This is a genomic window from Bacillus sp. FSL K6-0268, from assembly GCF_038005425.1.
In the GTDB taxonomy this organism is placed as follows: domain Bacteria; phylum Bacillota; class Bacilli; order Bacillales; family Bacillaceae_G; genus Bacillus_A; species Bacillus_A thuringiensis_S.
The window spans coordinates 719,777-733,408 of the sequence record NZ_JBBOTF010000001.1; the positions used below are offsets into that span (position 1 = coordinate 719,777).

Genomic DNA, 13,632 nt, shown 5'->3' on the forward strand with positions numbered 1-13,632 from the left:
AGTTCACATGAATGCTAGAGACGTTTCGTCCATTTTAATTCTCTTTAGAGGCATCTGTTTTTGGCGCTTCACCAGTTAATCGCTTATTTTTCAAATCAAAATAAGCATCTAAAACTTCTTTTCCAATATCGGAGTTAATGCCCGATTTATCATTTTCAACCCATGGTACTACAACAGAAAATGCTACTTCTGGATCATCATATGGCGCATATCCAGCTAATGTTAAGTTATAACATTCTCTACGATCGCCTTTCGCATTTCGCCCAATTTCATTTTCTCCACCATATACAGTTTGTGCGGTCCCTGTTTTACCAGCTGGTTTATATGGTGCTTTTTGGAACGCTCTTACTCCCGTTCCATCTCCTTCTTGAAATACTTTTCTAAATCCTTCTTTTACTTGATTAATATATTCTTGTTTCATATCGATTCTATTTAAAACAACGGGTTCTATTGATTGTACTACTTTACCAACCTCATCTTTTTGAACGGTTTGTTCTCTAATCTCTTGAACAATTTGTGGTTTCATTCGATACCCTCCATTTGCGATAGTCGAAATATATTGTGCAAGCTGAAGTGGTGTATATGTATCATATTGTCCAATAGAATAATCTAATAAGAAACCAGGCTGATTATCTTTTCTTCCAATTTGTCCTGCAGTTTCATTCGGTAAATCAATACCAGTTTGTACGCCTAGTCCAAATTGCCTGAAATAATATCTCATTTTATCAAAATATTCTTGTTTAATATCTAGTGAACTATTTTTCACATAATCCACACCAGCAATTTTTAATGCTATATTAAACATATAAACGTTTGAAGAAACTTGTAACGCTCTTAGATCGTCTATATCACCAAAATTTTTCCAAGACTTCTTTTCCTTAGTTCCTTTAAACTTCATAGGTGCATCATAAAAATGTGTTCCAGGAGTTATTGCATTTGTTTCAAACCCTGTTAACACTGTCGCACCTTTAACCGTTGATCCAAGCTCATATGAACTTGTCAGCGTGCCTAAAGCATAATCTTCTACTTCCATTTTCCCATCTTTTTCTACAAGCCTTTTCCCAGCCATTGATAATACTTGGCCATTTTTAGGATTCATCATCACTACGAAAGCACGGTCTAACATTGATTCTGATCCTTTATATTGTTTTAATATTTTTTCTATACTCTCCTCTACTTTTTTTTGCAATTCCATATCTATGGTTAAAGTTAAATTTTTACCGCTTTTTCCTTCCGAAACCGTTTCCGTTCTCATTGTATTGCCTTGTTTATCAGCAATGCTTCTTACTTCTTTTTTCGTACCATGAAGTACATCTTCGTATTGCTGTTCGATATAACTTTTGCCGACCCTATCATTTCGGCTATAATCACGCACTAAATAATAATCTAATCTTTCACGTGGCAATCCTTCATCAGCATTTGAAACGTTACCAAGAACGGAACGAAATAGACCATCATTTACATAGATTCTCTCCCAATCAACTGATGCGTCTACCCCTGGAAGTTTCGCTAAATTTTCACTAATCACCGCATATTCCTGTTCACTAACGTCCTTTTTAATAATTTGAGGTGCCATCTGAAAACCTGAGGTCATTTTACTTTTAATAGCTAACACTTCTATATCTTTAGCCGTTAGTTCTTGAAGATTTTTATCTGTAACGCGCTTCCTTTTTAAATCTTCTATTTTTTTGTCTAGCTCTTTTCCGGTAATATCCTTATCTCGGAACTTATCTATTTCTTTTTTTGATACTAAGTCTTGAGTAAGTTCTGGATTTAATTGCATCCAAAAGTCTTTCTTATCAGTCTCAGTTAACTTATCTATATCTTCTTGCGGCATTTCAATAATGTCTGCAAGTTGTCTTGCTGATTTTAATATTTCTTCTTGTTTTACACCTTTCACCTTTGTATATGTAATCGTACGTAAAGATTTATTATCAACTACTGGATTTCCTTCACGATCAAATATTTTCCCACGTGGTACAGAAAGGCCCACGGTTGTATTTTCTCTCTTCTCTACTTCATTTTTATATGTTTCTCCATCAAAGATTTGCACTTTTCCTAACTGAATAATGATGCCAGAAAATAATAAAAAAACACAAAGGAATAAAATATTTAACCGGAGAGGTACTACTCTACCACTCTTCTTCTCTTGTTTTTTCACCTTGTCATAATCTCCTCCTTACAATATTCCAAATAATAATCACTTTTCTATATTAAAAGTAATGTACAATTTTTATACATTGCTTTGTACAAATATTAATATAATGTTTAAAACTTAATAGAAATTAAAACAAATGTAAAGAAAAGATAAAGTTTACTAAATTAAATATAAAAAATACCCAATAACAAAAAGATTAGCTTTCACTAATCGCTTTGTTATTGGGTATTAATTGATTTAAGAATTACTACTAGTGCGTATTGCTATACATTTATCGTCACAATTAGAAAAAGATTGTTTACTTTGTACTTTCGGTAAGTAAATTGTTACTGTTGTCCCGACACCAACCTCGCTCATGATACTAATTGTCCCTTGATGACTTTCAATAATTTTATAACTTAACATTAATCCAATACCAGTCCCTTTTTCTTTCGTACTATAAAAAGGTTCACCTAATCTCTTAATTCTTTCTTCAGGTATTCCTATTCCTTCATCTATTACATGAATGATGACACCATCATCATTTATTTCTTTTATGTGAATTGAAATTTCCCCACCATTTGGCATAGCTTCGATTGAATTTTGCAAAATATTAATAAATACTTGTTTCAATTGATTTTCCGAGCATTCAATAATTATATCTTTGTCATCCGTAAATAGTTCAACTTGAATATTTGTCATAATTGCTTTTGTATTCATTAACGATACGACATTTTTAAAAATTTGATAAATATTTTTCTTTTCTGTATTTATCTCATCTGTTTTAGCAATTGACAAAAATTCTTGCAGGATCGCTTCTATCCTTTCAATTTCAGAAAGCATAAGATCAAAATATCTTTCTTGATCTTCTTTATTAATTTGGAATAACTGTATAAAACCTTTAATTACAGTTAAGGGATTTCTTACTTCATGAGCTACCCCAGCTGCTAATTGACCAATTGCTGCAAGCGTATCTGATTTGTTTAGCAATTCTTCTGTCTTTTTTCGCTCTGTAATGTCACGTACAATAATCATAATTTTATCATGTAATAATGGTAAGCACCTAGCTTCAAAGAAATCAATACTTCCATTAAGTGTGAGTGGATATTCTACAATTACATTCGTTCCTTTTTTCTTCACTTGATTAATGGCTTCCTGAAACTGCTGTGCTACTGAAGATGGTAATACTTCGTAAAACTTTTTTCCCATAAAAGCTTCTGCGGGTACGTAAAACTTTGTAGGAGATCCTGCTTTGTAATCTATAATTGTGCCATCATCTTCTGTTAAGAAACATAAATCTGGTAAAGCTTTAAATATTAATTCCAGTTCAGATGTTTGTTGTTTTAACTGCTCTTCTATCGCTTTTAAATGTGTAATATCTACACCAACAGCCCAATAACTATATCCTGTTACAGGAAACTGTTCTGATATATTAGACCACATTATTGTTTTGATTTCACCATTTTTACATGTTAAGTGCATTTCCCAATCTCTGAAATTTTTTCCACAAGTTAAAAATTTCTTTTGTATTTGCTGGCGATAACTATGATCAGGATATAATAATTGAAGTGCATTTGGATTTCCAATTATTTCTTCAGCGGTATAACCTGTTACAATTTCACATTCTCGGTTCCACAAAACAAAATCTCCATTATAATCAAGCGCATCGACCATAACAGGCATGTTTTGTAAAATCGTATGTAGTTCCTCCTCTTTCTGAGAAAGCAACGTTGTTTTTTTACTTTGAATTACTTTTATTGCGCCATCTAAAATTAAACTTGAGAGCATTTCAAAGTATTTTTGACAACTGAAAATTTCGCTTTTTTTGGACCATACAACAAAAGATCCTAAATGTTGATTGTATAAGAAAATGGGGATTTCAATCTTTGGAAGTTTACTCTTAATTATCTCATTCCTTCCGAATGAAAAAATACACTCTTTTTCAGCATCAAGAAGTTGATGTGATATGTTAGTTAATTTATAAAATTGTTCTGCCATGGTTTCTATTGTACTCACATCAATAAGTTCCATTAGCCGCGAATTCATTCCTTTTTCACCTCAATATGTAAAATTAATACAAATCTAAAATTCATACTTCTCCATTATACGAAGAAAGCTAGTGTAGGTATATAGCTGTAGAATAATTATTCGCACAAATTTTATTTTTCAATTAAAATAAGAAAAGAATGTATATACTGAATATACCTTTAATTAGTAGATATTTCGTTCATTCCTCCTTACATTCACTGAATTTTTCCTTGAGGGTCATACGCGTCACTAATAACGGTATAAAAATGCAACAAGTATAAAATTCATAAAATATTCACAAATTTCATGAAAAATATAAACATTTATTCCAATATATTCTATATAATGAAATGTAATAAGGCTTCTATGAATCTCATAGAATACCTTACCCCTAATAAAAAAGAAAAAAGAATCCCTTTGGATTCTTTTTTCTTTTTTAATTACATTACATATTTATATAAAGCATGTGCCACACCATGTTCTTCATTTGATAACGTTTCGTATTTACAGATTGTTTTTATTTCTTCAACTGCATTACCCATCGCAATTGATATGTTCGCTTTTTCCATCATAGAAACGTCGTTTAGCCCATCACCTATCGCTACAGTGTTTTCAACTGGAATATTAAGATATTCTGCTAAAGTATATAATCCATTCCCTTTTTGAGCATCTCTATGATTAATCTCTAAATTGTGCCAATATGAAGATGTAATTGCTAAATCTGTATTATGAATAAATGTTTCTTTTAGTTTTTTTAATTTCTCAATATCATAAGAAAATGGTAATAGTTTATGCACATGTATATCTGTTTCTACAATTGGCTTACAACTTTCCGCACTATGAAACGCTGTATGCTCAAGATATAATGCTGCGATTGTTTTTAACTCTTTCAAGTCGAAATTTTCTTTTGAATTCTTCACATACTCAATTTCATTACGTACACTCTCTACTCCATAATCCGGTACATACACACCTTTATCAGTATAAAGCTGATAATATAAACCATTCTCTTCAAGATATTCCACAATTTCAAGTGCCTGCATATTTTGAATTGGATATCTCTTCATCATTTTCTTATCTTTATATATAAGCGCACCATTTTCCGCAATGATTGGACACTCTAAATCAACTTCTAACAATAATCGTTCAATATCAACAATAGAACGTCCAGTACAAATTGCTACAACATGGCCAGCTTCTTGACATGTTCGAATTGCTTCTGCATTTTCTTTACTAATCATTTTATTCCCCGAAAGAAGAGTTCCATCTAAATCAATTGCGATTAATTTCATTATTTCTTCACCACTTTCTATAAATACACGAGTTCTAATTAATTATTAGGTATCGTTTTCATACAATCCTCGTGAGGTACTTCTTATTTATAATTTATGAAAAGCGTTTCAGGTCAAGAAATAATTAAAAATAAAATCCAAAGCTTTTCTTTTTAAAAAGCTTTGGATTTCAAACTATGAATTATAACTAATGTATTTTGTCTCACACATGTACACATTTTTTTCTTCAGTTGGGATATATACTTTAAACTTTTCTAACCGTTTTCCATAGATATGAATTGTGATAACGCTTTCCTTTTTGCTAATTTCAAGAATATGACAATCCGCAGGTGGAATGACTTTATCGGTTTCTCCTTCTCCCAAATAAAGATTTCCTGTATGTGTTAAATAAACAAGTGAATTTCCAAGTTGTTTCGTTTGTATAAAGTTCTGCACCATTATCCTTCCTGAAAAGACGCCTTCTACCCCCCATGTGCCGTCATGATCATGTAAAGGTGTAGATTGTCCATCTTTCCATACGAGAGCTAGTACTTCAAAACGTTTGAGCGGATCCTCATACAATAAATGTCGTGCATATTGAGTCGAATTCGCCTTCTGTTTATCTAACGGAAGCCATGTTTTCTTTTCTAAAAGTTCTTCTAGTAACTTTTCAATGCCACACACTATTTCTTCTTCAAATAAACCGTTTTCCATAAGATCTGTAACACCTTTAATAAACTTTTGAAATGATTTACTTCCATTACAAGTCAACATAGGAATCCTCCTCTACGTTTTATACAACTCCATATTAAGGTAATTACCTGAAACTCACAATTGAGAAACAAAAAACAAGATGCAAATGTATGCACCTTGTTGAGATTTTTATTTGGCTTTCAATCGAATAGGTAAGTATTTTAATGTTTGTTCATTTTCCAATATACATTTTTCTAAACAGAAAGATGGAGATAGCTCTATTTTTTCAAAAGCATTTATAAAGGTAGTTAATGCAATCTCAGCTTCTAAACGTGCAAGTGGTGCTCCTAAGCAAAAGTGAGGACCTTTCCCAAAGGTTAAATGCTTTTCATTTCCTATTCGATGTACATTAAATTGAGAGGGGTGTGAAAATTTTTTCTCATCTAAATTCGCTGCACTAACCCACGCAACAATCATCTGATCCTTTTTCATTAAAGGGCCAAATATATTTGTATCCTCTGTAATCCTCCGGGCCAATGTAACAGGAAAGCGATAGCGTAATACTTCCTCAATCGCTTTTGAAATTAAGCTAGGGTTTTTTCTTAAATCTTCATAAATTCCAGGTGAATCTACTAAAAAGCAATAAAAGCTATTAATAATTAAATTTGTAGTGGTTTCATTCCCAGCCGCTAGTAAACCTAATGAAAAGGTTACAATTTCTTCATCGGTTAATCTTTCTCCTTCATATTCAGCTCGAATTAAATCGGAAATGATATCATCAGTTAAATGATATCTCTTTTCCTGAACGATCGGTAGAAGATATGCCTTGAATTCATTTAATGCTATCCCTTTCTCAGCATCCAGATCATTAAACTTTTCTTTACTATACGGCATAAATAAAATATCAGACCATTCTTTAATTTTTTTACGATCTGTTGTTGGGACTCCTAATAAATCAGAAATAACGGTAACAGGTAAAGGGGCAGCAAACTGTTCAACGATATTAACTTCACTATATTTTTCGATATGCTGTACAAGTTCATCTGCGATAACCTGTATTCGAGGTTTCCACTGTTCTAGACTTCTTGGAGTAAATGCCTTAGAAACAATGGAACGTGCATTGCGATGTTCTGGTGGATCTGTAGAGTTTATATTTATTCTAGTTTCTAATGGAGGGATTGAGAATTGTCTGCGCTCCCTTCTACTTGAAAATAAGCGATAATCTGATAAAACACGATTTACATCATCATATAAAAAAACATTCCATACATCCTGCTCTTCATCATAATGAACTGGGTGATTATCCCTCATCAAACGATACCATTCATATGGATTCCATAATTCTTCTTTTGTTTTCAGCTTTGAAATTTCATGAACTAAAATAACATTTTCAGGTGAAGCCATAGTTCTTTCCTCCCTTTTCTTTTACAATAAAAGTGATAGGTCGGCAGTTCAAAGTTGTATAAACTATCATATGTTATTTTAACATATATTAAAGGAGATTTTTCATTAGAGGACTTGAGAAATATATAAGGGGGATTTTTATGTACGTTGACATTTTACTACTAGCAGAATTAACGACAGGACCAAAACATGGATATGAAATCAAAAAAAATGTTCAAAATCGTTTAGGTGAGAATTTTGAATTAAATCACAACATGCTTTACCCTGCCCTTCGGCGCTTTGAAAATATGGGTGCTATAACGAAAAAAATACATAAACAAGTCGGAAAACCAAACCGAAATATGTACGATATAACAGAAACAGGAGAAGAAATTTTTTCTGAAATGTTACGAGATTTTCCCGAAAAACTTGCGACAAACAATGCAGAATTCCTTGTTCGTATCGCACTATTTGAAAAACTTGACTATGAGGCTAGAAAAGAGATTTTAACTATACGCCAAAACGTACTACATAATCAGCTTACTGCTATTCAGTCTCTAGAGGTTACCTCATCTTTTATTACTGAAGTCATTGAATTTAGTAAATCACGAATTGAACATGAGTTGACTTGGATTACATCACTTATGAAAAAAATATGAAAAAATAACAAGAAAATTTAAAAACAATGAATGAAAATGATATTTATTATCAATACTATAATTAATAAAAGGGCAACCACGATTTGGCTACCCTTAAACAATTTACACTTCTGGATCGAAAGTTTTGCAATCTGTTTCTTCCGTTGTAGATGCATGTTTACCTTTATGACTTACTACGTAAATTGCCTCTGCACTACATTTATTACCATTCGCCCAAAATTTACAGTTGTTTACTTCACATAAAACGTCTTGTGCCATAGTATCACACCTCCTTGTTCTATTATCATTAACAAAATTCGGAGGTATGATACTCTTTGTCATGCATTTTTTATTACCTTTTTAGTTTTCTTAATGATTCAATATCTCCTCGTACAATCACATCTATATTTTCAGTTATTTTTTCAATGTCAAAATGCCACCATTGAATTTGCAATAATTCTTGAATTGTTTCATTTGAAAATCTCTCTTTTATTTTATTTGCAGGGTTTCCACCAACAATTGTATATGGTGCGACGTCTCTAGTCACAACAGATTTAGCTGCAATGATTGCACCATCCCCTATTTTTATTCCGGGCATAATTGTTGTATCCATACCAACCCAAACGTCATTTCCTATAACTGTATCACCTTTGTAAGGTAAATCAGACAAACTAGGTGTATACTTCTCCCACCCATTTCCAAATATATTAAATGGATATGCCGAAAATCCATCCATCCGATGATTGGCTCCGTTCATAATAAAGTTAACTCCAGATGCAATACAACAAAACTTTCCAATAATAAGGCGATCTCCAAGAAATTCATAATGATGTAATACTCGATTTTCAAATTTTTCTCCATCTTTCGCATCATAATAAGAATAGTCACCAACAAGTATATTAGATTTTGTTATTGTATTTTTTATAAATTGAACGTTTTGATTTCCTTCAATAGGGTATTTAATATTTGGATTAGGATTCATTCTGTACAGCACTTCCTTTACCACTTATTTCACTTTCTATCGCTATTACTGGCTTTAAATTGTATATAGGTATAATAAACAATAATCCAATTATAAAAAGTAAAGCCGTCCCTTCATACATCATACTTAATGAAAACATCTCTTTTAATGAGCCAGCTATACTCATCGTTACTACCATTGAACCGGTAAATAGCGGACTTAAAATACCATTTACACGACCTATAAAATCGGTATCGCTATTTTGAATAATAAGCGTATTAATACCAATTTGGATACAAGGAAGAGCTAAACCACTAAAAAGCTGCGCTGTAAGTGTAACCCATAAATTTGTAGAATACCCTATAATGCTAATACCAATTGCTTGACCAAGCATACCGATAATTAACATCTTTTGCGGAGCAACGTTTTTCGCAAATACCATCGCTAATGCCCCGCCAACAATCATTCCCGCACCATTTACTGTTAGTAGCCACTGTAAACTCTCTTTTGATAATCCTAACTGCTCAGTCACAATAAATATACCTAATGGCTGAATTAATCCTATACCTAGTCCTGCAGCCATAAAACAAAGCCCCAGCAAAGTTAATGCTTTTTTCTTTTTGACATACTTAATACCGTCCTTCATCTCCTGCAACAGAGTGATATCTTTCTTTTCTACGTCGTTTTCAAGATCTTTCGGAAGAAATAACAATACAACTGCCGCAAGTACAAACGAGATGCCTGTTATGATGATTGAAATATAAATTCCAAAACTATGAAAGATAAATGTCCCTAGGATTGGTCCTAATACCATAAATATTGCAAATATCGTTTGATATATAGACATTGCTAATTGAATTTGTTCCGTTGATAAATGTTGTTTAAACAACTTCATTCCAGATGGTTGTGAAAACTGTGAAAGGATTGCAGAGATGAGTGTCACAAAAAACACAATTTTCCACGTTCCAAACATAAGCGTAATTAATACAGCGAATACTGAAATGGAACTTAACGTCTCACACCATATCATTGTCTTCTTTGGCTTCCACCTATCAGCAAAAGTACCGCCAATAAATGAAAATATAAAAATTGGAGCGAATTCAGCAACTGAAATCATCGAAATAGCAAAAGCATCACCTTTTGTCATTTCCATTACATATAGTAATACCGCAAAGTTTCGAACCCATATTCCTATTTGTAAAAATAATGCTGATGCTAAAATCCCTTGAACAAACCGATTTTTTAATACTTGTGATACCCCATTGTTTTGTTTCGTTACTACATTTGTCGACATAAAAAAGCCTCCTATTTCATGTTCTGAACAGGAGGCAGCACAAATCATATAAAAAGACTATATATTCGCAGAGCGAAATACATCCCTTTTCTATAAATGTACAGACTAACCCTATTCAGAAGAATATTTCGTTTTTTAACGAAGATCTCTTACAAATAGAATTAGTTGATCATTGGGATGTCTTCACCCTTCCGTTTCGAATTTAAATAACACATACATACTCTATGTAAATCATTTTCGATGTATGCATGTCTCCTTTTACTATTCTAGAAAGTTAAAGGCAATTCCTCTAAAGAACGCATTAAATAGTTACCTTGCCATTTAATTTCTTCACGATTCCCTTTTATTTGTAGTTCAGGCATTCGATTAAACAGAGTAGTAATAGCAATCTTTGCTTCCAACCTAGCAAGTGGAGCGCCTAAGCAGAAATGGCTCCCATGACCAAAGGCAATATGACGATTATTTTCCCGAGTAATATCGAATACTTCTGGGTTTTCAAATACAGTTTCATCACGGTTTGCAGAAGCTAAGGCAATGACAACCATATCTCCTTTTTCGATTGTTTGGTCGTGAATTTGAAAAGGTTCATCTGCCCATCTTGAAGTTGTAACCTCAACTGGAGAATAATATCGTAGTCCTTCCTCAATAGCGGCATCAATTAATTTTGGATTTTCTTTTAATAACTGTAATTGATCTGGATTTTCGAGGAGCGCTAATACCGTATTTGTTATTAAATTTACCGTTGTCTCGTGTCCCGCCACAATTAGTAACATTATCATTGAATATAGTTCCCGAGCGCTAAGTTTATGCCCTTCACTCTCTGCAAGTATTAAAGCACTCACCAAGTCTTCTTTTGGCTCTTTTCGTTTAATATCAACTAAATATTGAAGATATGTAATAAACTCAGATAGTTGCTTTTCAGTTTCTTTTATTTCTTCTGGTGTTTCTGGGTAAGCAATGACAGCATGAGACCAAATTCTAAATTTCGCTTGATCTTCTTTTGGAATGCCAAGCATTTCACTTATTACAATAATCGGTAAAGGGAACGAATAATCATCAACAAGATTTAATGAACCCTTTCGCTCGACTTCATTTAACAAATCACCTGCAATATCCTGTATTCTTCCTTCCAATTGCGTGATCATCTTCGGTGTAAAAGCTTTTTGTACGAGTGATCGTAAACGATTATGGTTAGGTGGATCTGAATTTAACATATGAGTAGTTAAATAATCACTATTGTCAACAGTAAGAAACACATTCAATGTATCTTGAGAAAATACATTGGCTGGATCTTTTTTTAAGCGACTATCTTTTAAAAGTGGCAAAGCATCTTCATATCTTGTGATAAGCCATTCCGCACCTAGTTCAGTTTTATTCACAAATAAGATAGGTTGCATTTTTCTAGATTCTTTATAAATTTCATACGCATCTTCTTTAAATTGAGCTGAAGCTAAATTAATGCCCTCCTCTATTTTTAGTCCAACCTTGTTTTTCATTGACATTGTATTCCCTCACTCTCATTTGTTTTTGAAAACCAACCCAACATATGCATTATACTCTAATAAAAACGTGAAAATTGTAAATTTTTAACCAAAATCTTACTTCGTATATTGAAAAATAAAAAAGTGAGAGAGTAAAATCGTTTCACTCTCCCACTACTCTTTATGCGAAGCACATAAAATTACTAATTTGTTGATAGCGATAACTTACTTTACGACGACGACCACCTTGCCAAGTGTAACCTGATACTCCGTTTCTTCTCACTTCAGTCGGAAAGAACCATAAGTCCCTTCCGAAAGGACCAGGACGATGTAAACGTAAATAGCCCCATCTTCCTAGACAATTACACATCCATGATTTCATATTGCCCGCTTGAGATGGAGACGCAAAGGTAGACGGTAACGACGGAGCTTGCGACGGCGGTGGTGACGTTGGAGCATCTTCCGCATCATCTGGTCTGTAATCTTCTTGTTCCATATCTCTCGCTTCATCTACAGATTCATACCCGTAGTTTTGTGGATTATAATACATCGCTTGATCATATGGATAATTTTGTTGGTTATACATATTAACAAATCACCTACTTTTCATTCATTACCTTTAACATTTATATGTGATATGCCCTCTCTGGGAAGCTTATGTTATAGCCCAAATTCAACTTAAAAAGCTCGTATTATTAAAAATACGAGCCTTTCAAAAATAGAAGGTGTTTATTATTTCCTTAACTTCACACTATAAAAACGCATTTCATCTAACGAACCTTCAAATTCAAATACTTCTTGTTTAATTAATTGTTTCAAGCGATATTCTAAGAAAGTATCTCCAACCAATTGTTCAACAAGACCAAGTGCTTCACCAATTACTCTAGGAGCTTTGAGGAATTCTCGATCAGCACCCACACTTTTCGCGCATTCAATTATAAATTGATCAAAATAATCTTCTTGTACAGAATATACTTCATTTTCTTTCCACACTCTTAAACATTCTACGCTTCCCGATATTCTATCCCATTCATGTTCAAACTTCATTCGCTTCTCTTCAGTTAAATACGGTAACTTTGCAAAACTTTTTTGGAATAGAGCTAAACTTTCAGGTGGTAATTCTCCAGTTCCACGAATATCATACTCTTGTTTTAATATTTCTCGACTTGCTTCAGATGTATTAATAACTCGAATTTTTTTCTTATCCTTTAATTGTGCCATTACAAAACTTAGGCCTACATGTTCATGTGCATTATCAGCCTTCCAAATTGTAATAGGCGTTTCAACAGGAATAGTATGTAGTTCTTCTATAGTTGCTATAAATCTTGATAAATATTCTTCTTCAAAATAACTATCATAAGCAGTTAAATTATTTATTAACCACTTCTGTCTTGCTAGTTGCCCCCCATTCGTATGCAACTTATATATCGGTCCAATTGAAAAGAATTCAGAAAAAGCAACAACACTCTCTTCAAATAATTCTTCTTGACTTAACATATATGTTAAGCAACCAGCCGTTGAATCATCAAAAGCAATATGTACGTGCGTACTTTCTTTTACATTTCTTTTATAAGTAGGATTACTCGTTAATTGTTTCGGAATATCCATCAAATTTTTAATTGTATCTTCACTATAGTTTTCTTCTAATAAGTTTAACTGTATGAGAATACTTTGAAGTAAATCTTTAACCTCATCCTCGTACATATCCTCTACAGCATTTTTAATTTTATCTATCACACAAATCCC

The 13,632-nt window shown here is 32.8% G+C and carries 12 protein-coding genes; 1 reads left to right on the forward strand and 11 read right to left on the reverse strand.

The window, feature by feature from the left end:
* Nucleotides 1–34 precede the first annotated feature (34 nt).
* From MHI28_RS03680 to MHI28_RS03700, 5 genes are all read right to left on the reverse strand, one after another.
* A complete protein-coding gene (locus tag MHI28_RS03680; protein WP_000743784.1) occupies nucleotides 35–2,161 on the reverse strand; it encodes a peptidoglycan D,D-transpeptidase FtsI family protein in 2,127 nt (708 codons plus the stop codon).
* Nucleotides 2,162–2,395: 234 nt separating this feature from the next.
* Nucleotides 2,396–4,183 (reverse strand): ATP-binding protein, encoded by a 1,788-nt coding sequence (locus tag MHI28_RS03685; protein WP_340827622.1) that lies wholly within the window; start codon nucleotides 4,181–4,183, stop codon nucleotides 2,396–2,398.
* Nucleotides 4,184–4,605: 422 nt separating this feature from the next.
* Entirely contained in the window at nucleotides 4,606–5,457 is an 852-nt protein-coding gene (locus MHI28_RS03690) for a Cof-type HAD-IIB family hydrolase (protein WP_000766389.1), read from the reverse strand.
* A gap of 174 nt (nucleotides 5,458–5,631) precedes the next feature.
* Complete coding sequence (locus tag MHI28_RS03695) at nucleotides 5,632–6,210, reverse strand: cysteine dioxygenase family protein (RefSeq protein WP_000954440.1); 579 nt, start codon at nucleotides 6,208–6,210, stop codon at nucleotides 5,632–5,634.
* Nucleotides 6,211–6,318: 108 nt separating this feature from the next.
* A complete protein-coding gene (locus MHI28_RS03700) occupies nucleotides 6,319–7,533 on the reverse strand; it encodes a cytochrome P450 (protein ID WP_000168008.1) in 1,215 nt (404 codons plus the stop codon).
* A gap of 140 nt (nucleotides 7,534–7,673) precedes the next feature.
* On the opposite strand from MHI28_RS03700, the gene MHI28_RS03705 reads away from it, so the two are divergent.
* Complete coding sequence (locus MHI28_RS03705; protein ID WP_000289119.1) at nucleotides 7,674–8,171, forward strand: PadR family transcriptional regulator; 498 nt, start codon at nucleotides 7,674–7,676, stop codon at nucleotides 8,169–8,171.
* 102 nt (nucleotides 8,172–8,273) lie between these two features.
* On the opposite strand, the gene MHI28_RS03710 is transcribed toward MHI28_RS03705, so the two are convergent.
* From MHI28_RS03710 to MHI28_RS03735, 6 genes are all read right to left on the reverse strand, one after another.
* A complete protein-coding gene (locus tag MHI28_RS03710; protein WP_000046095.1) occupies nucleotides 8,274–8,429 on the reverse strand; it encodes a DUF1540 domain-containing protein in 156 nt (51 codons plus the stop codon).
* A 73-nt stretch (nucleotides 8,430–8,502) separates the two neighbouring features.
* Nucleotides 8,503–9,132, reverse strand: a complete 630-nt coding sequence (locus MHI28_RS03715; protein WP_001069208.1) for a Vat family streptogramin A O-acetyltransferase — start codon at nucleotides 9,130–9,132, stop codon at nucleotides 8,503–8,505.
* Nucleotides 9,122–10,405, reverse strand: coding sequence for an MFS transporter (locus MHI28_RS03720; protein ID WP_000106404.1), 1,284 nt, complete (start codon nucleotides 10,403–10,405; stop codon nucleotides 9,122–9,124). The genes MHI28_RS03715 and MHI28_RS03720 overlap by 11 nt, the downstream gene beginning before the upstream one ends.
* Nucleotides 10,406–10,671: 266 nt before the next feature.
* Nucleotides 10,672–11,907 (reverse strand): cytochrome P450, encoded by a 1,236-nt coding sequence (gene cypA, locus MHI28_RS03725; RefSeq protein ID WP_000062094.1) that lies wholly within the window; start codon nucleotides 11,905–11,907, stop codon nucleotides 10,672–10,674.
* A gap of 160 nt (nucleotides 11,908–12,067) precedes the next feature.
* A complete protein-coding gene (locus tag MHI28_RS03730) occupies nucleotides 12,068–12,472 on the reverse strand; it encodes a hypothetical protein (RefSeq protein ID WP_000282691.1) in 405 nt (134 codons plus the stop codon).
* 146 nt (nucleotides 12,473–12,618) lie between these two features.
* A complete protein-coding gene (locus MHI28_RS03735) occupies nucleotides 12,619–13,623 on the reverse strand; it encodes a DUF1835 domain-containing protein (RefSeq protein WP_000565699.1) in 1,005 nt (334 codons plus the stop codon).
* Nucleotides 13,624–13,632: the final 9 nt, after the last annotated feature.

Coding starts and splice junctions, on each gene's coding strand:
- MHI28_RS03685 (WP_340827622.1), bottom strand. CDS start 4,183: ATGAATTCGCGGCTAATGGAACTTATTGATGTGAGTACAATAGAAACC.
- MHI28_RS03690 (WP_000766389.1), bottom strand. CDS start 5,457: ATGAAATTAATCGCAATTGATTTAGATGGAACTCTTCTTTCGGGGAAT.
- MHI28_RS03695 (WP_000954440.1), bottom strand. CDS start 6,210: ATGTTGACTTGTAATGGAAGTAAATCATTTCAAAAGTTTATTAAAGGT.
- MHI28_RS03700 (WP_000168008.1), bottom strand. CDS start 7,533: ATGGCTTCACCTGAAAATGTTATTTTAGTTCATGAAATTTCAAAGCTG.
- MHI28_RS03705 (WP_000289119.1), top strand. CDS start 7,674: ATGTACGTTGACATTTTACTACTAGCAGAATTAACGACAGGACCAAAA.
- MHI28_RS03710 (WP_000046095.1), bottom strand. CDS start 8,429: ATGGCACAAGACGTTTTATGTGAAGTAAACAACTGTAAATTTTGGGCG.
- MHI28_RS03715 (WP_001069208.1), bottom strand. CDS start 9,132: ATGAATCCTAATCCAAATATTAAATACCCTATTGAAGGAAATCAAAAC.
- MHI28_RS03720 (WP_000106404.1), bottom strand. CDS start 10,405: ATGTCGACAAATGTAGTAACGAAACAAAACAATGGGGTATCACAAGTA.
- cypA (WP_000062094.1), bottom strand. CDS start 11,907: ATGTCAATGAAAAACAAGGTTGGACTAAAAATAGAGGAGGGCATTAAT.
- MHI28_RS03730 (WP_000282691.1), bottom strand. CDS start 12,472: ATGTATAACCAACAAAATTATCCATATGATCAAGCGATGTATTATAAT.